Origin of the sequence: Candidatus Tenderia electrophaga (assembly GCA_001447805.1) — a bacterium.
Lineage (GTDB): Bacteria > Pseudomonadota > Gammaproteobacteria > Tenderiales > Tenderiaceae > Tenderia > Tenderia electrophaga.
The window spans coordinates 487,925-509,002 of record CP013099.1 but is presented as its reverse complement, the minus strand read 5'-3'; the positions used below and the strand labels follow the sequence as shown (position 1 = coordinate 509,002).

Annotated in this window: 18 protein-coding genes; 6 read left to right on the top strand and 12 right to left on the bottom strand. The window is 60.0% G+C overall.

Annotation, left to right across the window (positions count from 1 at the left end; all coding sequences use genetic code 11):
• Positions 1 to 69 precede the first annotated feature (69 nt).
• From Tel_02340 to Tel_02330, 3 genes are read left to right on the top strand one after another with little or no spacing between them, the layout of a single operon-like run.
• Complete coding sequence (locus Tel_02340) at positions 70 to 933, top strand: hypothetical protein (protein ID ALP52071.1); 864 nt, start codon at positions 70 to 72, stop codon at positions 931 to 933.
• Positions 930 to 1,259: a hypothetical protein gene (locus Tel_02335; protein ID ALP52070.1), complete on the top strand. Its 330-nt coding sequence runs from the start codon at positions 930 to 932 to the stop codon at positions 1,257 to 1,259. Before Tel_02340 ends, Tel_02335 begins: the two co-directional genes overlap by 4 nt.
• Before the next feature lie 52 nt (positions 1,260 to 1,311).
• Positions 1,312 to 2,181, top strand: a complete 870-nt coding sequence (locus tag Tel_02330; protein ID ALP52069.1) for a molecular chaperone Hsp33 — start codon at positions 1,312 to 1,314, stop codon at positions 2,179 to 2,181.
• A 79-nt stretch (positions 2,182 to 2,260) separates the two neighbouring features.
• On the opposite strand, the gene Tel_02325 is transcribed toward Tel_02330, so the two are convergent.
• The 4 genes from Tel_02325 to Tel_02310 form a co-directional block, all read right to left on the bottom strand.
• Positions 2,261 to 3,109 (bottom strand): cadmium carbonic anhydrase, encoded by an 849-nt coding sequence (locus Tel_02325; protein ID ALP52068.1) that lies wholly within the window; start codon positions 3,107 to 3,109, stop codon positions 2,261 to 2,263.
• Between the two features lie 224 nt (positions 3,110 to 3,333).
• Entirely contained in the window at positions 3,334 to 4,101 is a 768-nt protein-coding gene (locus Tel_02320) for a hypothetical protein (GenBank protein ID ALP52067.1), read from the bottom strand.
• A gap of 77 nt (positions 4,102 to 4,178) precedes the next feature.
• Positions 4,179 to 4,856 carry a hypothetical protein gene (locus tag Tel_02315; protein ID ALP54704.1) on the bottom strand — a complete coding sequence of 226 codons (678 nt, stop codon included), beginning with the start codon at positions 4,854 to 4,856 and terminating at the stop codon, positions 4,179 to 4,181.
• 286 nt (positions 4,857 to 5,142) lie between these two features.
• Positions 5,143 to 6,612, bottom strand: coding sequence for a 3-octaprenyl-4-hydroxybenzoate carboxy-lyase (locus tag Tel_02310; GenBank protein ID ALP52066.1), 1,470 nt, complete (start codon positions 6,610 to 6,612; stop codon positions 5,143 to 5,145).
• Between the two features lie 320 nt (positions 6,613 to 6,932).
• On the opposite strand from Tel_02310, the gene Tel_02305 reads away from it, so the two are divergent.
• Positions 6,933 to 8,945 (top strand): hypothetical protein, encoded by a 2,013-nt coding sequence (locus Tel_02305; protein ALP52065.1) that lies wholly within the window; start codon positions 6,933 to 6,935, stop codon positions 8,943 to 8,945.
• Here the strand turns inward: Tel_02305 and Tel_02300 are convergent.
• The 6 genes from Tel_02300 to Tel_02275 form a co-directional block, all read right to left on the bottom strand.
• Complete coding sequence (locus tag Tel_02300) at positions 8,915 to 9,619, bottom strand: hypothetical protein (protein ID ALP52064.1); 705 nt, start codon at positions 9,617 to 9,619, stop codon at positions 8,915 to 8,917. The genes Tel_02305 and Tel_02300 overlap by 31 nt on opposite strands.
• Before the next feature lie 45 nt (positions 9,620 to 9,664).
• Entirely contained in the window at positions 9,665 to 11,701 is a 2,037-nt protein-coding gene (locus Tel_02295; GenBank protein ID ALP52063.1) for an oligopeptidase A, read from the bottom strand.
• Between the two features lie 108 nt (positions 11,702 to 11,809).
• Positions 11,810 to 12,229 (bottom strand): hypothetical protein, encoded by a 420-nt coding sequence (locus tag Tel_02290; GenBank protein ID ALP52062.1) that lies wholly within the window; start codon positions 12,227 to 12,229, stop codon positions 11,810 to 11,812.
• On the bottom strand, positions 12,226 to 12,657 hold the full coding sequence (locus Tel_02285; protein ID ALP52061.1) for a hypothetical protein: 432 nt from the start codon (positions 12,655 to 12,657) through the stop codon (positions 12,226 to 12,228). Before Tel_02285 ends, Tel_02290 begins: the two co-directional genes overlap by 4 nt.
• Before the next feature lie 170 nt (positions 12,658 to 12,827).
• Positions 12,828 to 13,739 carry a hypothetical protein gene (locus tag Tel_02280; GenBank protein ID ALP52060.1) on the bottom strand — a complete coding sequence of 304 codons (912 nt, stop codon included), beginning with the start codon at positions 13,737 to 13,739 and terminating at the stop codon, positions 12,828 to 12,830.
• Between the two features lie 37 nt (positions 13,740 to 13,776).
• Positions 13,777 to 14,349, bottom strand: coding sequence for a LemA family protein (locus Tel_02275; protein ALP52059.1), 573 nt, complete (start codon positions 14,347 to 14,349; stop codon positions 13,777 to 13,779).
• Positions 14,350 to 14,406: 57 nt separating this feature from the next.
• Here Tel_02275 and Tel_02270 point away from each other — a divergent pair, with 57 nt between their 5' ends.
• A complete protein-coding gene (locus tag Tel_02270) occupies positions 14,407 to 15,756 on the top strand; it encodes a glutathione reductase (GenBank protein ALP52058.1) in 1,350 nt (449 codons plus the stop codon).
• Positions 15,757 to 15,876: 120 nt separating this feature from the next.
• Here Tel_02270 and Tel_02265 read toward each other — a convergent pair whose 3' ends face one another.
• The gene (locus Tel_02265) at positions 15,877 to 17,262 is read right to left on the bottom strand and encodes a hypothetical protein (GenBank protein ALP52057.1); all 1,386 of its coding nucleotides are present in this window, start codon (positions 17,260 to 17,262) and stop codon (positions 15,877 to 15,879) included.
• Positions 17,263 to 17,687: 425 nt separating this feature from the next.
• Between Tel_02265 and Tel_02260 the strand changes: the two genes are divergently transcribed.
• A complete protein-coding gene (locus Tel_02260; GenBank protein ALP54703.1) occupies positions 17,688 to 18,218 on the top strand; it encodes a hypothetical protein in 531 nt (176 codons plus the stop codon).
• A 32-nt stretch (positions 18,219 to 18,250) separates the two neighbouring features.
• Here the strand turns inward: Tel_02260 and Tel_02255 are convergent, their stop codons facing one another.
• The gene (locus Tel_02255; protein ID ALP52056.1) at positions 18,251 to 20,917 is read right to left on the bottom strand and encodes a hypothetical protein; all 2,667 of its coding nucleotides are present in this window, start codon (positions 20,915 to 20,917) and stop codon (positions 18,251 to 18,253) included.
• Positions 20,918 to 21,078: the final 161 nt, after the last annotated feature.

The window sequence follows — 21,078 nt, the reverse complement described above, 5'->3', positions numbered from 1 at the left end:
AGCTGTCACTCAACATCTCAATCGTGCCAAGAGTGTAGATTCTCCAATATTTGAAGCGGGAGCAAAACCCTGAATAGAGTATTTATTGTCGGTTACGGCGATATCGGCCAACGCGTGGCGCAGCGCTGGCTTCAGACAGATGCCGAGGTGTTTGCCCTGGGGCGCAATGTGGATGTCGCGGACAGCGCAATCACACCGCTCAGGGCCGATCTCGATCGCCCGCAGACGCTGGCCGATCTGCCCACTCAAGCGGCCGTGATCTATTACTTCGCCCCGCCGCCGGCCGAGGGTGAGCGGGACACACGCCTGGAGAATTTTCTCGGCGCCGTCTCCGGCGCGGCGCTGCCCCGGCGTATCATCTACATCAGCACCAGCGGCGTTTACGGGGATCGCCGGGGCGCCTGGGTGACGGAGGCGACAGCGCCGCAACCGGACACGCCCCGCGCCCAACGGCGCCTGGCGGCGGAACTGGCCCTGCAGACCTGGGCAAAGCGATATGACGTCCCCTGCGTCATCCTGCGCGTGGGCGGCATCTACGGCCCCGGCCGCCTGCCGCTGGAACGCCTGCGCCAGGGCCTGCCGGTGCTGCGCCGCGACCTGGCACCGCCCACCAACCGCATCCACGCCGACGATCTGGCGCATATCTGCCAGGCAGCCGCGGCGGCGCCGGGGATGCGCCCTATCTACAACGTCTGCGACGACCAGGCCAGCACCATGTCCGACTACTTCATCGCCGTGGCCGAGCATGCCGGCCTCCCGCGGCCGCGGGAGATCGACTGGCAACAGGCTGAGGCCGAATTCTCGCCAACCATGCTGTCGTATCTGCGCGAATCAAGACGCATGGACACCAGCAAGCTGCACCGCGAGCTGGATGTGGAGCTGCGCTACCCCCGGCTGGAGCAAGGCCTGGCCGCCTGTTTGGCGGAGTCATGATCCGCCTGCGCCTGGAACAATTCGCCTGCCCCGCCAGCCTGGAGATCGAGAGCCGTGATCCGGCCCTCCCCGGCGCCTTCGTGGTGCGCCATGCACAGGGCGTCAGCGCCTATCTCAACCGCTGCCCCCATACCGGCGCACCGCTCAACTGGCAGCCGGACCAATTCCTCGACCCGCAGCGGCAACACATTCTCTGCAGCCTGCACGGCGCCCTGTTCCGTCTGGATGACGGCTATTGTGTGGCCGGCCCCTGCCAGGGCGACGCCCTCAGCGCCCTGCCCGTCAAAATCACCAAGGACCGCATCCTGGTGGATTACGACCCCTGAGCCGGCCCTGTTGTATACTTGCGCCCCCCGATCAACAGCCCGGTAATCTCTCATGCGTAACAAAGATACCCTGCAGCGCTTTGTATTCGACAACAGCAACGTGCGCGGCATCTTCGTCCATCTCGGCAACAGCTACCAGACCGCCCTGGAACGCTATGACTACCCCGACGCAGTGGGCCAGGAACTGGGCCAGGCCCTGGCCGCCAGCGCCCTGCTCAGCGCCAGCATCAAATTCGACGGCGCGCTGATCATGCAGACCCAGTCCCAAGGGGCGATCCAGATGCTGGTGGCGCAATGCAACCACGCGCGCCACCTCCGTGGCCTGGCGCGCTGGCGGGGCGCGGAACTGGCGGCGGTGCCGGGCGATCTGTACGGCGCCGGGCGTATGACCATCACCATCGACAACCGCAACGACGCGCGCTACCAAGGGATCGTCAGTCTCAGCGGCGGCTCGCTGGCGCGCACCCTGGAACACTATTTCAAACAATCGGAGCAGCTCCAGACCCATCTCTGGCTGGCGGCCGACCCGCAACAGGCCGTCGGCATGCTGCTGCAACACCTGCCGGGGCGCGAACCCGATGCCGACACCTGGAATCGCATCGAGACCCTGGGCGCCACCCTGACCAGTCAGGAGATGCTCAGCCTGTCCACCGCCGAGGTACTGTATCGCCTGTTTCACGAAGAGCAGGTACGCCTGTTCGAAGCGGAGCCGGTCAGCTTCCGCTGCAGTTGTTCGCGCGACAAGGTGGCCGACATGCTGCGCGCCCTGGGGGCGGATGAAGTGCGCGATATTCTCAAGGAAGAGGGTAAGGTCTCAGTCGGCTGCGAATTTTGTAATCAGCACTATCTGTTCGACGCCATCGACGCCGAGGAGTTGTTCGCCGGCGGGACGCCGACGCCGGGGAGCCGTCGCTCGCATTAACCTCCCATCAAAAACAAAACGGCCGCCCCGGCACCACCGGGACGGCTGTTTTGATCAAACCAGGGCTTATCTGTGTCGCTTACTCGATGGTCGACAATAACTTCGGATTGACCACCAGTTTGCGTACGCCATGGGCATGGTCTTCATCAAAGGCGTTGCCCTTGCACCATTCACCGACCGAGTTGATATCGACCTTGGCACACTGCGGACGAACGCTCCAGGTCACTTGAAACGGTGAACATTTCTGGCCGGAATATTTGGGACCGGTAGTCGACCCCAGGAATTCAACCGGTGTGCCGCTACCCGTCGGCAGCGCCTTGGCCTGGTGGTAACCGTTGACCACGTCGCCATCGTAATCCAGGTCGTTGAAGTTCAGCGCGTTCGGGTCATTGACCAAGGTAAAGACCTGCGTCTCGACGCGCAGCGCCGGATTACCGGTGGCCTCGTGCAGACATGAGCCCAGAGTCGCGCCGGGTTTCACATCGGCCGAGGTGTGCACCCAGTGCACCTCGATGGTATCGCCCGGCTTCAGATCGCCGTGCTCACTGTCGCAGATCTTTTCCTGGGTGGGCGCCAGCTCGGCCTTGCTCAGCGTCTTGCTGATACGACACTGATAACCACTGTTATAGCCATGACCGTCACCCTCACCGGCATAGATGTTGAACGCGTTGGCTTTATGCTCGGCGTTCTTGTGAAAGTGGATGTTGCACAGGTTCATCTGAGATGAAGGCGGCGCCATGCCAAAAACGCGCTTGTTTTCACCGGCGGCGCTGTCGATATCACGCGGTGTCTGTGGACCGAATCCGCTACAGGCCGCGCCCGACTCGTCATGCCCTTTACCATGGCCGTTATCGCTGGCGACTGCGATTGCAGATACGATCCCCAATGCCAGAGCGGCTAAACATTGACTATAAATCCCTAATTTCATTTTTTTCCTACTCCCTTTTTCTGCTAAAGAATTGATTTATAAATTGCTCTTATCAGAAAACCCCAATACAAAAAGCGCACCTATCTTAATATGACAAAGTCGTCGTGGCCTAGTCTTTTTTCTTTCATTCATAATGCACGCCCGCGCTTGCGCCGGCCCGTCGACGGCGGCTCGGCGGTTCGCAGTTCATGGATAGCCACGGCTGCGCGCGAAGCACGATGCGGTTAGTCGGAACCGTCGGCACGATAGCGCTTATGCAACTCCACCGGTTCGGCTTCACGCCGCTTGGCGCGCAGGCGCATGTTGAGCATCTCCACCGACAGCGAAAAGGCCATGGCGAAATAGATATAGCCTTTGGGAATATGCATCTGCAAACCCTCGCCGATCAAGGCTACGCCGATCAACACCAGAAAGCTCAGCGCCAGCATTTTGATGGTGGGATGGCGGTCGACAAACTCGCCGATAGCCTTGGCCGCCAGCATCATCACGACAATGGCGATGACGATGGCCAGCACCATCACCGGCACATGGTCGGCCATGCCCACGGCGGTGATCACCGAGTCCAACGAGAAGACGATGTCGAGAATGGCGATCTGGATCACCACGCTGATGAAACCGGCCGCCGCGGCCTTGGCGCCGGCGTGCTCCTGTTCCGCGCCCTCCAAGGAACTGTGGATCTCCAGGGTGCTCTTGGCCAGCAGGAACAGGCCGCCGCCGATCAGGATCAGATCGCGGCCGGAGATCTCGTGGTCAAACATGCTGAACAGGGGTTCGGTAAGGCGCATGATCCAGGCCAGCATCAACAGCAGCAGGATGCGGGTGAACATGGCCAGGAACAGGCCGATCGTGCGCGCCTTCTGCCGCACTTTTTCCGGCAGGCGGCTAACCAGGATGGAAATGAAGATGATATTGTCGATGCCGAGCACGATCTCCAGCAGGGTCAGGGTCAATAGCGCCACCCAGGCCTGGGGTTCGTAGATCCACTCAAACATGTTGCATCTCCTTATTCATCACAGACAAGAACGCGGACCGATGTCCGCGCTCTGATTTGACCAAATTGTCGGTTCAATTAATTGCTGACGTTCACCACCCGGCCGTTGAGCGGTTGCACCGGTCGCGTACTCAGCGGGAAGAGATCGGTAAACTGCTGCAGCTGCGCCTCGGAGATGGCGCTGGGTGCGGCCAGCACCATCCAGTTGACACCTTCGGAGCACGGCGGCGTGGTCAACGAGCCGGAATAATTGAAATAGGTGTCGTCCAGCGGAAACAGGTCGGCGGCATTGATCATCACCTCGGGCACGCTGTTGGTCACCCCGGTTTCCACCGGCATGTGCTGCCACAACTGGGCGATCCTGTCATTGCCGATGGTGCCCGCCTTGAACATGACGCCGATGACACCCAACCGGCCGTCGGCCGCCTGATGCACCAGATGGGCCACCATGTCATAGGCCTTGCCGCCAATGGTGTGCTCGGAGGGTGAATGAAAATGGAACTGCAGCAGGTCATAGCGCTTGCCGTCCACGGTGATGTAACTCCCCGGCGCATAGCTCACCTTGATGGTGTGGCCGTTGTTACTGATGGCCAACGGCGAGGCTTGATAATTGAATTCAATATCCGGCAGCTGGGTAACGGTGACGGCGGTGATGTCGATGGGCGACTGCTGCTTGCCCGTGGCGCAAACGGCGTACTCGTCCTTCAGGCCGGCCCATAGATAAGGTGCACCTGCGCCTTCATAGCCCCAGTGCACCGCCCGCCCCTGACCGTCACCGTCATGGACCGCTTCGGCGTCGGCGCGCGCTTCTGTCTCGTGGTCGCGCTCGTCCATGTCATGGCGTTCGCCTACGGGACTGTGCTGTTCCATGCCCCCATGTTCATCAACCTCATCGGAATCCGAACAGGACACGGCTAGCACGCCAATACCGCCCAGAATCAGAATTGTATATAAAGCGCCTTTTTTTGAGTCCATGATCTACTCTCTCTTCCCCCGGAAATTGACAATGTGGCAGGGTACCTTAGGGCCGTTAAAAATCCAACTAATCGAAGATTTCCAACTCACTCCACAATTCGTCCATGCGTTTTTTCACCGCCTCGTCCATGACGATGGGCACGCCCCATTCGCGCGTGGTCTCGCCCGGCCACTTGTTGGTGGCGTCGAAGCCGACCTTGGAACCCAAGCCCGACACCGGCGAGGCAAAGTCCAGATAATCAATCGGCGTGTTCTCGATCATCACCGTGTCGCGCGCCGGGTCCATGCGCGTGGTCATGGCCCAGATCACGTCCTTCCAGTCGCGCACGTTGATATCCTCATCCACTACGATGACGAACTTGGTGTACATGAACTGGCGCAGGAAGGACCACACCCCCAGCATCACCCGTTTGGCATGACCGGCATAGTGCTTTTTCATGCTGACGCAGGCCATGCGGTAGGAGCAGCCCTCGGGCGGCAGATAGAAATCGACGATCTCGGGAAATTGCTTTTGCAGCAGGGGCACGAATACCTCGTTCAACGCCACCCCCAGCACGGCCGGCTCGTCCGGCGGCCGGCCGGTGTAGGTGCTGTGATAAATGGGATTATCGCGATGGGTGATGCGCTCGATGGTGAAGACCGGGAAACGATCCACCTCGTTGTAATAGCCGGTATGGTCGCCGAAGGGCCCCTCGTCGGCCATCTCGCCCGGCGCCAGATATCCCTCCAGCACGAACTCGGCCGAGGCCGGCACCTGCAGATCATTCCCCATGCATTTCACTAGTTCGGTCTTGCTGCCGCGCAACAGGCCGGCGAAGGCATATTCGGACAAGGCGTCGGGCACCGGCGTCACCGCGCCGAGGATGGTGGCCGGATCGGCGCCCAGGGCCACGGCGACCGGGAATTTCTCGCCAGGCCGGGCCTGCTGCCAGTCGCGAAAATCCAGCGCCCCACCGCGATGGGCCAACCAGCGCATGATGACCTTGTTGCGGCCGATCACCTGCTGGCGGTAGATACCCATATTCTGGCGCTCTTTGAACGGACCTTTGGTGACCACCAGCGCCCAGGTGATCAGCGGCCCGGCGTCCCCCGGCCAGCAGGTCTGGATGGGCAGCTTGGAAAGGTCGACGTCATCGCCTTCGATCACATGGGCCTGGCAGGGCGCGCTCTTCACCACCTTGGGAGCCATATTGAGCACCTGCCGGTACAGGGGCAGCTTGTCCAGGGCATCCTTGAACCCCTTGGGCGGCTCCGGCTCCTTCAGCGCCGCCAGCAGCGTGCCGATCTCACGCAGCGCCGTCACCGACTCCGCCCCCATGCCCAGCGCCACGCGCCCGGGCGTGCCGAACAGGTTGCCCAGCACGGGAATGTCATAGCCGGCCGCGTGCTCGAACAACAGCGCCGGCCCCTCGCGCCGCAGGGTGCGGTCGCAGATTTCGGTCATCTCCAGCTTGGGACTGACGGGCCGGGCGATGCGCTTGAGCTCGCCGCGTCGTTCCAGTTGGCCGATAAAGTCGCGTAAGTCTTTGTATTTCATCTGTAGGATTGACCTGAAGGTAAGCACCGCAGCATAGCAAACATCGCTAAAGGGTGTCCCTTTCGCCGGCTGACTTTGGCGCTGCGACGTATCGCGCCAGAACACGATGACGACGCGGCGGCAGCCGGTTGGGCGGCAAAACTACTAAACAATACAATGAACTATCTCGTCTGTCGGCGCGACAGTGGCGAGGAACCCAGCGCAGCCGTTATCTGTCTAAGGGCTTAAGCTGCGCCGCTTTGCCGTCTCGGGCATAATGGGTTTCGCACCCCGGCAGGCGCCGGCGTGGCCGCGCAATCGATGACAGAGTTATTTGGCAGATGCAGCATCCCCCCACATATCGCCGACCCTATGTAGCCACCCTCGCGGTGGGCCTGCTTGCTGCCAGCACCACAATCAGCGCGGCACCGCTGGACAACCCGCCGGTGCTCGATACCACGGCACCCAGCATCAACACCGCCACCCTCCCCGCCCTAAGCTACGACACCCGGCGGCCGGCGCTTATCCCGCAGTTCCAGGACAGCGCGCCACCCATCGAAAATATCCCCGTGCCCATCGAGGTGAGCGACACGGTGGACGGCAACAGTGCCACCTTCAGCTTCAGTCCCGAGGCCGAGATCGGCCCGCTGACGCCGGGGCGCTATATCCTTGACTGGCGCGCCACCGACCTGGGCTTCAATGAAACCACGGCGAGCCAGACCCTGGACGTGAAGCCCCGCATCAACCTGGGACCGAACCAAACCGCGGGGGAAGGGGGAACGGCGCTGGTCACGGCGTACCTCAGCGGCCCGCTGCCCGCGGCGGCCGGGGATTTCCCCATTACCGTCCCCTACACCGTGTCGGGCACGGCGAGTGGTGCCGACCATGACGCCGTGAATGGCAGTTTCACCTTCGCTAACGCCACTCAAACAAGCGCCAGTATCAACATCCACATCACGTCCGATGGGGTCAACGACGCCGGCGAGACCGTCATCATTACCATCGACGACAGCGCGCCCCTGTGGCCGGCGCAAATGATTCAGGGCCATACGTCCAGCCATGAAGTGCTGATCAGCGAATCCAACCATGCCCCACTGGCACAGCTCTCCGCCAGCCAAAACGGCAAGCAGACCCGCGCCGTGATCACCGGTGACGGGCCGGTGACCGTCACCGCGGCGGACTACGATGCCAACGGCGATGGGGTCAACCATGACTGGAGCGCCAGCGACAACGCCCTGACACCGCTGACCGGCACCACCGGCAGCAGTTTCGAGTTCGATCCGCAGGGGCTGACGCCGGGCTTTTACACCGTGCGCCTGACCGTGAGTGACGCCAACGGCGGCAGCAGTGCCTACGAGTTATTGCTCGCTGTGCTGGCCCAGACGCCGAACCTGTCGAGCGCGACCGACCTGGATGACGACGGGACAAAAGATGCCGACGAGGGTCTGGTCGACAGTGATAACGACGGCATTCCCGACTACCTGGACGCCAATACCAACCCGGCCCTGATGCAGGGCTTCGAGCCCTATGTCTTCGATGCCGATGTGAGGCGCAGCCAGACCTTGATCAATGACAGCATCACCCTGACCTGGGAGTTCTCCGCCGATGGCGCCACCCCGGCCAGCAACCTGATCGTCTACCCCCTGATGATCGCCACCCGGCCCGGCCTGAGTCTCAATCTCGGCCCCACCGCCTTCGCCGCCGGTAAGGCCTATGCCCGTCTCAGCACCGCTCAGGCGGAAGCTCTGCGTAATGCCGAGGTGGCCGACGGCCTGGCCAGCAGCGATGGTCAGGTGCTCGACCTGGAAATCACCGGGCTCCAACAGGCGGGCGCCGGCGCCGATATCATCGTTCCCCAGACGGCCGGGATTCCGCCCTCGCAAGACGGTACGCTGCGGTTTATGGTGTTCAGCCGCGACCGTGTCTGGGAGGCCTTTTCCAGCGATGTGAACAATCAGATCGCGACCGATCTTAAGGGGAATGATTTTTATTGTCCCGATTTCGCTGATATAGACGCGGCCAATCCCTACCAAGGCGCATTGGTTCAGGGACAGGAATGTCTGCTTATCCGGGTTCAAGACGGCGGCCCCAACGACTACGACGGTGCGGCCAACGGCGTGATCCATTTCATGGGGGGCATCTTTATCGCCACCGACAGCACGGCGGATCAAAGCGACGCGGACAGCGGCACCTTCACCGGCAGCACTTCCACCAGCAGTGAAACCCTGGGCAAACTCAACCTGGGCACCGGCGACGGCGGCGGCGCGTTGAACTGGATCATGGTATTGGGACTAGTGCTGGGTCATTGGCTACTGCGTCGACCTCAGTACACCTTGATCCCGCCAAAACGCTGACGCAGTCTGCGCTCCAGCCAATAATAGCCGGCGGCGAAACCCGCCGCCAATCCCAGCACCAAGGCGACGGCACTCCAGGGAAACGAGGCCGGGGCGGCAGGGGGCTGTTCCCGCGTCGCGGGCTGCGTGTCGTCGCTGATCATGAGGACGGCGCCCAGGCGCTTTTGCAGATCCTGGTTTTCCGTTTCAAGCGTGGCGATGCGTTGTTCCAAGGTCTCGGCCTGTTGGTCCACCTCGCTGGTTTCCGCCTGCTGCGAGGCCAACTGCTTCTCCAGGGCCGCCGCCTTGTCGCGCGCCTTGCTCAGCTCCGCGCGCATCCAGCCCAGCTCCTTGGCCGCCTCGGCCTGTTTTTTCAAGGCCGCCTGTTCCTTTTCCAGCCGGGCGATCTTTTCATCGGCGGCGTCCAGGATCATGTTGGCCTCGCGCAATTCCGTTTCGGCCTGCTCCAGCTTGACCACCGCAGGCAGGGCACTGGTGAGAAAATCGCTGCGCATCCAGCCGCTGTTGCCGGCACCGGTCTTGACCTCGGCCACGCCGTCTGTGGTCTGCAATACCTCCACCGGCGTGCCGCTCAACAGGCGTTCCACCGGCTCGCCGCTTAGATCGGCCTTGGGAAACACGGCAATGCTTACCTGATCGGTGACATAGGCGCTGTCGGCAAATGCAGCCTTCATCACCAGGAGCGACGCCAGTACCGGCCCACGTCTTTTCATCTACGCTTACGCCGCCAACCCGCTGTGACGCAGCAAGGCGTCGATACTGGGCTCGCGGCCGCGAAATTCGATGAACAGCTCCATGGGTTCACGCGAACCGCCCTGTTCCAGCACGGTGGAGAGAAAGCGCAGGCCGGTGTCGCGATCGAAGATACCGCTCTCCTCGAAGGCGGAAAAGGCGTCGGCCGACAACACCTCGGCCCATTTGTAGCTGTAATACCCCGCTGCGTAACCGCCGGCGAAGATATGGGAAAAGCTATGCGGGAAACGGTTGAACGACGGCGGATGCATCACCGCCACCTGCTCACGCACCTCGTCAAGGATCTCATACACACGCGCTCCCTTGGCCGGCGCGTATTCCAGGTGCAGGCGGAAATCGAAAATGGAAAACTCCAGCTGCCTGACCATCTGCATGGCCGACTGGAAATTTCTGGCGGCGATCATCTTGTCATAGAGCTCATCGGGCAACGGCGCGCCGGTGATGTAATGTCCGGCGATATCGTCCAGGGCCTGTTTCTGCCAACACCAGTTCTCCATGAACTGGCTGGGCAGTTCCACCGCGTCCCAGGGCACACCGCCGATGCCGGCCACCGAAGGATAATCCACCTGGGTGAGCATGTGATGCAGACCATGCCCGAATTCATGGAACAGGGTGAGCACCTCGTCGTGGGTGAACAAGGCCGGGTCGTCACCGATGGGCGGCGAGAAATTACAGGTGAGATAGGCCACCGGCGCCTGCACCCCGTCCGCGGTCTTCATGCGCGTCACGCAATCGTCCATCCAGGCGCCGCCGCGCTTATTGGGACGGGCGTAGAGATCGAGATAGAAGCGGCCGCGCACGCCCTCGGCGTCCGAGATCTCGAAAAAGCGCACATCCTCGTGCCATACGTCCACGCCCTGTTGTTCGCTGATCTTGACGCCGTACAAACGCTCCACCACGGCGAACATGCCGCTCAGCACCTTGTCTTCGGGGAAGTAGGGTTTCAACGCCTCCTGGCTGATGGCGTATGTGTGCTGCTGCAGCTTTTCCGAGTAATAGGTAATGTCCCAGGCCTCGAGCTGCTCCACGCCATGCTGATCCTTGGCGAAGGCGCGCACCTCGTCCAGCTCCTGTTTCGCCAGCGGCAGGGAACGCGCGGCCAGGTCGTTAAGGAAGGCCAGCACCTGGTCGGTGGATTGGGCCATCTTGGTGGCCAGGGAGCGCTCGGCATAGTTGTTAAAGCCGAGCAGCTGGGCGGCCTCGTGGCGCAGCGCCAGGATTTGCGCCATCACCGGGGTGTTATCGTATTTTTTGTCATGCGGCCCTTCATCGGAGGCGCGCGTCACATAGGCGCTGTACAGCTCACGGCGCAACTCGCGGTCATCGGCGTAGGTCATCACCGGCAGATAGGAGGGAAACTCCAGGTTGAAGACCCAGCCTTCCAGGCCCTCGCGCTCGGCGATCTGTTTGGCCATACCGCGCGCCGACTCGGGCAGACCGCTGAGCCGCGATGCGTCGCTGATCTGGATCTTCCACTCATTCGTGGCATCGAGGATGTTCTCGCCGAACCTGCTGTTGAGCGCGGCAAGTTCCTGCATGATGGCCTTGTAGCGCGCCTGCTTGTCCTTGGGCAGTTCGATACCGGACAGGCGGAAATCACGCAGGGCGTTGTCGATGATCTTCCTCTGCGCTGTGTCGAGCGTGGCATATTCCGGCCCCTCGGCGATCTGTTTGAAGGCGCGGAACAGACCTTCGTGCTGGCCCATCTCGGTGGCGTAATCGCTGAGCTTGGGCAGGCAGGCGTTGTAGGCGGCGCGCAGCGCATCCGAATTGAGCACCGAATTCATATGCGACACCGGTGACCAGGCACGCCCGAGGCGCTCTTCCGCCTCTTCCAGCGGCTGCACCAGGTTGTCCCAGGTGTAGCGCTGGCTGGCGGTGAGCAGATTCTCCACCTGCTCGCGGCTCTCGGCCAGTAATTGATCGATGGCGGGCTCGATGTGTTCGGGTTTGATATGGGAGAACGGCGGCAGGCCATTCATGGTGAGCAGGGGATTCGTCATATTTGCGCCTTTATTTTGCTGCCAAAGGGAACACGGCCCAATTTACCATATCTGCGCCGGTCAGCCTTAGTCCCCACGTCCGCCGGCCAACGCTAATAAAAGGGAGTATTACGGTGTTTTCTCGAATATGAATTTATGGACCATGAAACCGGCAATCATGGCCAACACCACCATTAAGGGGGTATTCAGGCCGAAACCGAGGGCGGTAATGGCGGGGCCGGGGCAATAGCCAATCATGCCCCAACCAATGCCAAACAAAGCAGCGCCCAGCAGCAACTTTCTGTCCACCTGCGCGGCGATCGGCACCTTGAATTCAGAGGCAAACAACGGCGCCGGTCGCTTCAGCACCCAGGCGAAGGCAAGCAGCGTCACGGCTAAGGCACCGACCATTACCAGTATCAAACTGGGGTCCCAATGCCCGGCCACATCAAGAAAGTTAATCACCTTGGCCGGATCAGCCATGTGCGACACGCACAAGCCCAAACCGAACAAGGCGCCGGCCAGCAGGGCGAGCAGATTCTGCCTCATACCCCCACCCCCAGCAGATGACGCAACACGAACACGGTGATGAAGCCGAACCCCATAAAGACAAAGGTTGCGATGATGGAGCGCGGCGACACCCGACCGATGCCGCAGACGCCGTGACCGCTGGTACACCCCCCGCCCATGCGGGTACCAAAACCAACAAAGAAGGCGCCGACGAGCAGCAGCGGCATGGAAACGGCGCGGTATTCTTCAAACCCTGCGTCGCTGAACCATTGATAAACGGCGCCGCTGCCGACCATACCGAGTACGAACATCAAGCGCCACAATCGGTCACCGCGCGGCTGGACGAAAATGCCGCTGAGGATACCGCTAACACCGGCGATACGGCCGTTAAACAATAGCAGCAGGGTGGCGCTAAGGCCGATCAACACACCACCGGCCAAGGCGCTGAAGGGAGTAAAATTTTCCACTTACGATTTAACTTTTCTGCAATTCATTCGAAACAACGCCCCGGCGTGCGCCATTCGCACAGCGACGGCGGTCTTGCGCGCCGTCGGGGCCCGTAACAGCGCGATTATATCGCAACAATCATCAAGGTTCGCCTGAACGGCCGCCGTCAAGGCAGCCCAGTCAATAACAGCTAGAAGCCCTGCTGCAACAACCAGGCGGCCGCGGCGCCGGCGAGGAAGAATCCCGCCAAAGAGAGGTAGGCACGCAGGCGATAGCGCTTGGTAAGCTGATCCTGCGGATAAATGGACAACAGGTAGGGATGACGCGTATCTTCCGGCCGCGCCAGGATATGAATCTCCGGCTGCCGCGCTCGTTCGCGGTGTTCCTGCTGGGCGTGCAGCTTGGCCGAGTGGCGTACGATTTTCCATTCGTCCTGGTCGATCCGGCCGTCCTTGTTGACGTCGAAACGCTCCAGCAAGGCCGCCTGATCCTGTTTCCAGTCGCGGATCAGGTCGCGCGTCTGTTCGGCGACACTGTACATCTGGGCCGGCGCCACGGTCTTGAACTGGCCGATGGCGTACAAGGGCTGGCCCTCGAGCATGAGCCACTCGGTATAGCGATAACGCCCCGTGCCAACAAAGGCCGAACCACTGCCCAGCAGAGGGGCCGACAGGGGCCACTCGCTATCGCCGTACCAGCACAGTTTTTCATCCGTGGTGATCTCGGCACCGCCCGGGTCGATAACGCAGTGTCCGCTGTCGTCGTCCAGCAGGAATAGATTGTCACTGGTCTCCTGACGCACGGTGGTCCACTTGGTCTGGGTACCGTGTTTAGTGTGGTAGGTGTCCTTACGCTCGATCTGATAGCGATACCAGAGGCAGTGATGACTGGTCAGCGGCGCGACAACGGGTTCGCCGTCCATCAGCCGTCCGTGCCCCTCCAGCTCGACATAGCCCTGATGGGCCGAACGGATCTTGGCGGTGGGGGCATCTTCGATCAGTCGTGCCCGGCGCCAGTTGCGCCAGCCGAACCAAAATGCCGCCACCGTGGCAGCCACGGCCACCGCGACGACGATCCAGTATTCGGCGGGGGCCAGCCCCATGGGGAGTTGCGGCATCATTACTTAAGGGGGCTGGGATTTACGTAAACAAGGCTTTCACATCCACATCACGCTTTTCCTCGTCACTAAACTCGAGCAGATCGCGCGGCCCGAATTTGAACATGTTGGCAATGATGACATCAGGGAACTGTTCAATACGGACGTTGTTGTTATTGACGCTTTCATTGTAATACTCGCGCCGGTCGGCGATCTGGTTTTCCAGGCCGCTGATACGGGTCTGCAGATGTTGGAAGCTCTCGCTGGCCTTGAGCTCGGGATAGTCTTCGGCCACGGCAAACAGATTGCCCAGCCCCATGCGCAGTTGAGTCTCGGCCGGCCCCAAGGCCGCCACATCGCCGGCGGCGCGGGCGTCGGCCACCCGCGACCGGGCCTGCATGACCTTTTCCAGTGTCTCCTGCTCGTAGCCCATGTACTGCTTGCAGGTTTCCACCAGCTTGGGCAATTCGTCGTGGCGTTGCTTCAGCAGCACGTCGATATTGGACCAGGCCTGGGATACGTTATGCTTGAGTCTGACCAGGTTGTTGTAGATCATGACGCCATAACCCGAGATGACTACAAGCACACCGAGCAAGATAAAGGTGCTGATTTCCATGAATCGGATTCTCCTGTTGACTAGCCTGGAATATCGGCAAACGGAACGAGGATATTAATGAGCAAGCATTACGATGTTATCGCAATCGGCGGCGGCAGCGGCGGATTGGCCGCCACCAAGCAGGCCGCCAAGCACGGCGCCCGCTGCGCCGTGATCGAGGCCGGCCGTCTCGGCGGGGCCTGCGTCAATGTCGGCTGTGTCCCGAAAAAGGTGATGTGGTACGCCGCCAGCCTCGGCCACGCCCTTGAGGACGCCAAAGACTACGGCTTCAGTCTCAGCCACGGCGGACTCAACTGGGCGAAGCTGAAACAGGGGCGCGACGCCTATGTGCAGCGTCTCAATCAAATCCACCTCGACAGCCTCGACACGGCCGGCGTGGACTTTATCCCGGGTCATGCCCGTTTCATCGACCAGCACACGGTTGAGATAAACGGTGTCGCGTATCAGGCCGACCACATCATCATCGCCAGCGGTGGACGGCCGCTAACGCCGCAGCTTCCGGGGGGCGAATTCGGCATCACCTCGGACGGTTTTTTTGAGTTGGAGACGCTGCCGCAAAAGGTCGCCATTGTCGGCGGCGGGTATATCGCCGTGGAAATCGCCGGCGTGTTGAATGCACTGGGCAGTCAGGTGGATATGTTGCTGCGCGGCGACCAGCTGTTGTCGAGTTTCGATGCGCTGATCCGCGACACGCTCCGGCAACAGATGGAGCAGGACGGCGTCGGTATTCACCCCTGCTACAATCTCGAGACCGTCACCCTGGGACGAAACGACAAGCTGGTGCTTGTGCCCCATGAGCGCCCGGAACTCTCGGGCTATGACTGTCTGATTTGGGCCATCGGCCGCATCCCCAACAGCGACCGTCTCAATGTGGAGGCCATCGATCTGATCTGCGACGCCAGCGGCGCTATTCTTGTGGACGAATTTCAGAACACCAACATCGACAATATCTACGCCATCGGTGACGTCACCGGCAGGGCAACACTGACACCGGTGGCCATCGCCGCCGGCCGCAAACTGGCCGACCGGCTGTTCGGCGGCCAAAGCGACAGCCGGCTGGACTACCACAACATCCCCAGCGTGGTCTTCGCCCATCCGCCGATCGGCACGGTGGGACTGACCGAAGCCCAGGCGCGGGAACAATTCGGCAGCCAAGTGAAGATCTACCAGACCCGCTTTACCGGCATGTATCACGCACTGACCCGGCACAAAACCAAAACAGCCATGAAGCTGGTCTGTGTCGGCGCAGAGGAAAATATCGTCGGTTGCCACATGGTCGGTCATGGCTGTGATGAGATGCTGCAGGGCTTCGCCGTAGCCATCAAGATGGGCGCCACCAAGGCCGACTTTGACAATACCGTCGCCATCCACCCGACCAGTGCCGAGGAATGGGTCACATTGAAATAATTCAGCGCCTCGAAAATCAACAAAAAAGCTGCCGGTGCCCTGTTTCCACCGGCAGCCTCCATCGGTATTCCTAGCGTCCGCGTTTAAGCTAAGCCCAGCCGATAGATACCGAGCCTCGCTTCACTCGTTGACAATGGCGATTTCGACGCGGCGGTTTTCAGCGCGACCCTCGGGGGTCTCATTGCTGGCTACGGGTTTAGTTTCACCAAAGCCGCGCGCCTTAATTCTGCTTTGCGACACTTCTCCCACCTCGGTGAGAAACTTGGATACCTTTTCGGCGCGGGACTGGGACAAGGCCTGGTTGATCTCATCACTTCCCGTCGCATCCGTATGCCCGGTGACCTCGACGCGTGCGTTGGGAAAGGTCTTGATTGCTTTGATAATCTTGTTCATCAACGGGAAATTGTCCGTCTGGATCTCACTCTGCCCGGTGGGAAAATCAAAGCCATAGGCGGAAATCACAACATTGTTCTTTTGACGATAGACGGTGGCCTCGCCGTCATCGAACAGACTCTGCACCTTTTCGAACTTCTGTTCCTCGGCGGCGTCCATTTGCGCCGAGGCGTCGCGCGCGTGTTCTGTCATGGCCAGTTGGGCCTCGTACTCAGACTTCAATTGTGCCAGCTTTTCTGCATGGGCATCGGCCATTGCATTACGTTTTTGTTCGGCGGTCTGCAATTGACTTTGTGCCGTATTGCGCGCGTCGATCAGATCATTGACCTCCGACTTCAACGCGGACACCACCTTGTCATTTTGTTGATTGAACGGCAGTTGGCCGCCGATCGGTTGATTGATGGTCTTAAGTTGATCCTGATACCACAGCACCACCTCTTCCATGGTGTAATCACGGCGCTCGAAATCCTTGACGGTTTCCGCGATCGCCGCGCTTTTCTCGGCAAGATAGCGGGCGGTTTTTGCGTGTCTATCCGCCTTTTCCGTATCTGTCCGGTCGGCATCCAGGATCGAGGTCGCCAGTTTCATTTCTCTCTCGGCCTGCTTCAAGGTCTGCGGTGCATATTCCGCTGCCTCTTGCTCCTTGGCATCATTAATCGCCGCCTCGGCCAACTCCACCGTGCCTTCCTTCAAAGCCACCAATTCGATTTGCGAATAGCCGGATAGGAGTTTGGGCCGGCGCTGCTTGGCGCGTTCAGTGTTGCCGCCCTCGATCAAGGCAGCGGTCTGCTTTAAGTCCTCATCCAGCCTGGACATTTCTTCCTGTCGCACGTTGGGTGCGCCGGCGGCGAGTGCGTCTTCTCGCTGCCGCAGCACCTCTTTGAGCATGTCTTTACTGGTCGCCATATCTTGGTTGACTTCGTCTACTACATCCAGCCCCTGGAGGGCGATTTTCTGGGCGGCGTCGCCGTCGTTATTGCGCGCCTGTGAAACAGCACGATCCAGCAGATCATTGGCCTTGGTATAACCCTGCGGCGCAAGCAACTCCGCGCCTTCCCGCCGGGCATCCTGCAGCGCTGCATCGAGACGATTGATGTGGGGGTACTGGTTCATTATCTGAGCCTGTGTCTGTTTGGGCTGCGAGGCGCAGCCAACCAGACCTACTGTCAGAATCAAACTGAATAACGTTATTGCGGTCTTCATGGTTTCATCCTCAATTTTGTGGAATTGATTACAGCCATGTCGGTCAAACACCTGCGATCAAGTCATGCTCATACATGACAGCGTACATGTCTTTACGCGTCCATCATTGCGTTTTGTCAATCACGGGTTTTCGCGTTAATCGCTTTATTCTCGCCACCCACGGCGGTAAGAAATCCGGATTAAAAGGTTGTGGATGCTTGGCCCAATACCAGAGCACGCCGTCATGATTGGACACAGAAATATTGCCCGCCCCCCATGCAAGCGGCAGCGCAGGCAGGTAAGATGGAATCACATCCGCGCCGCCGCGCGCATCATTGTTCGTGGAGGAAAACATCATGAGTATACGAAGCTTTCAAGATATTCATCCTGACATCGCTGCTAGCGCCTACGTCGATCCAGACGCCAGCGTCATCGGTGCCGTCACCATCGGTGCCGACAGCTCCATCTGGCCTGCGGTGGTGGCGCGCGGTGACGTACACAAGATCGTCATCGGCGCACGCACCAATATTCAGGACGGCACGGTGATCCACGTCACCGCCGATAACGAATTCAACCCGGGCGGCTTCGCCACGATCATCGGCGACGGGGTCACTGTCGGGCACAAGGCGGTGCTGCACGCCTGTAGCGTGGAAGATTACGCCCTGGTCGGCATGGGGGCCATCGTGCTCGACGGCGCGGTGGTGCAAAGCAAGGCCATGGTGGCGGCCGGCAGCGTGGTGCCACCGGGCAAGGTCATCGAAAGCGGCCATCTGTGGTTGGGCAGCCCGGCGAAAAAGATACGCCCGCTATCGGAACAGGAATTGGCCTATTTGGAATTCTCTGCCCGACACTATGTGGAATTGAAAAACCGGCATATGAAATCCTGACCGCCACGCACTGTCCTGAATCTCCATCGACATTACATGCGCTGCAGCAGCCAAGCTCCCAGGGCCGACGGCGGCAGGGATTGGGCGTACAAATACCCTTGACCGATGTCACAACCGATGCCCTTCAGCACCTGTTGCTGGGCCTCTGAGTCCACCCCCTCGGCGACCGTCTTCAAGCCCATGGAACGCGCCATGGCGACAATGGCCTTGGTGATGGCGTAGTCATCCGGGTCATCCGCCAGGCCGTCAATGAAACTGCGGTCCACTTTGACTTCATGGATGGGCAAGCGCTTCAGATAAGACAGGGAGGAAAAGCCCGTACCGAAGTCGTCCACACTCACCCGAAACCCGACCTGGTTGAGTTCAGTCAGAATGCTCGCGGCGGACTCCACATCCATCAGCACACCTTCCGTGATCTCGAGACAAATACGTTCGGCCGCGACGCCGGCCTGCGACACGATATTGGTGAAGCGGCCAACAATACCGGGGTTGTGAAACTGACGCGCCGAGACATTGAGGCTGACTGTGAAGGCGGGCAGGCCGGCTTTATCCCATTCGCGTATTTGTCTACAGACATCACCAATGACCCATTCATCGATCTCCGCGATCAGGATCGATTCTTCGGCGATGGGAATAAACTCGTCCGGCATAACGACATTGCCATTGTGATTCCACCGCAATAGCGCCTCGACGCCGACCACCCTGTCGTTATGCAGATCAATCTGGGGTTGATATTCCAAAAATATGTCACTCTTTTCCTTTGCCCGGCGCAAGGCGTTTTCCACCACCATACGGCGACTGAGCTTTTCCGCCATATCGCCGGTGAAAAACATATAGGTGTTTTTACCCTGCTCCTTGGCGCGATACATGGCGGTATCGGCATGGCGCATGAGTATTTTGGGATCGCCGGCGTCATCGGGGAACATGCTGATGCCGATACTCGACGACACCAAATACTCTTGGCCCTGCAGCGTATAGCAAGTGGTGAAGATGTCCAGAATCCGGTCGGCCATGATCTGCGCCTCGCGCCGCCCTTCGATCTCCATAAGCACCACGAACTCATCGCCCCCCAGGCGCGCCACCGTGTCGATCCCGCGCACGCATTTTTTCAAGCGCTCCGACACCTGCATCAGCAGTTCATCGCCTTCCTCGTGGCCGAGGGTGTCGTTGATCATCTTGAAGTTATCCAGATCGACGAACATCAGTGCCAGCCGCGTTCCGCTTCTCTCGGAACGGGCCAGCGCAAGCCTCAGATGGTCATTGAACAGGGCGCGGTTGGGCAGGCCGGTGAGTTCGTCATGGGTGGCGAGAAACTCCATGCGCTGCCGCGATTCCTTGATCAGCGTTACATCACTGAACATGCCGATGTAATTGATCACCTCACCGGACTCATCGCGCACCGCATTGATGGAAAGCCATTCCAGATAAAGCTCCCCGTTCTTGCGGCGATTCCATATTTCGCCCTGCCACCAAGCGCGACGCTGAAGCTGTTCCCACATCTTTTTGTAGAATTCCGGAGGCTGCTTGCCGGAACGCAGAATGGCAGGGGTCTTGCCGATCACCTCCTCGCGCTCATAGCCGGTGACCGTCACGAAGGAGTCGTTTACAGTGAGAATATGCTGGTTTGCATCGGTGATCATGACACCTTCCGCGGCGCGGTCGAATACCCGCGCCACCAGACGCAATTGCTGCTCGGCGTGCTTACGATCGGTAATGTCGCGGGAGGAACAGTAAAGCAGTATTTCATCATCGATGGTCACACCGATGGTGCTGATCTCCACGTCCATCAGACGACCGTCCTTGCGCCGATGCACCGTCTCGAAGATATTCAGTTTGTCGAGCAGCTGTGGAATACGGATTTTCAGTTCTTCGGCGGAGAAGTGGGCGTCCCACTCTCTCACATTCATCCCCAACACCTCTGCCCGGGTGTATCCCAGCATGTTGCAAAAGGCGTCGTTGGCCTCGACCACGTCGCCCTCCAGATTGAGCACGTGGATACCGTCGCTGGCGGTACGCAGCAATATCTCACTCTGACGACTGACGCGGCTTAGGGTCTGGCGGTCGCGCGCCGAATCGGCGCGCGCGACCTGCAGTTGCCGACGTGAATCGCGCTCGATAAACCTCAGCACATAGCTCAGCGCCACAAGCATAATGATGCCACAGGCGCTGCGCGCGAGCTCGACGGGCACGTAAAACTGCGCCGGAAAGGTGTGTTCGTTGATCACTGCGGCCGGCAGCCATGCCGCGGGCGGAACGACGATACCGCCAACCAGCGCGTAGAGGAGGAACGATACAGCCAACAAGTAAAAAGCACCCTTTACGCGGCGGGTATCGATCGCGCGCACATTCGGCTGCATGTGGGTACGCCAGTAACGTAGCAGCGCAACACCGGTCAGCAGCGCGCCGGTGAAGACGAAGCCATAGCGCGACAGGATTTCGATGCTGACAAAAAATTGCGTCGAGACTAAAGCTCCGCCAAGCACGACCAGCAGCAACGGGACATATAGCCAGTGCGACAGGAACCTAGGGGGCGGAGCGGAAATTGCGGCCGGCGACCATGCCACATGGGCCAGGCGGCGGCCGAATTCGAACAGAAAAATAGAGCTGGCAGCGACCAACACGTGGTGGAGCCCGCCGAGGTGGGCATGCAAACTGGACGTCAGCCACCACCAATCGACCCATTCGGCCAGACCGTACACAACGCCAAAACCAGCCAACAACCAAAGCAAGCGAACAATGCAGTAGTCGCTGTCGTGTTTCGGCCAAACTATGATCAGCAAACCTAGAAGTAGGAACCACAACCCATAAAATGGCAACATAATCTCCAACACCCCTCCTTATCCCCTTCCGGCAAGCGGCA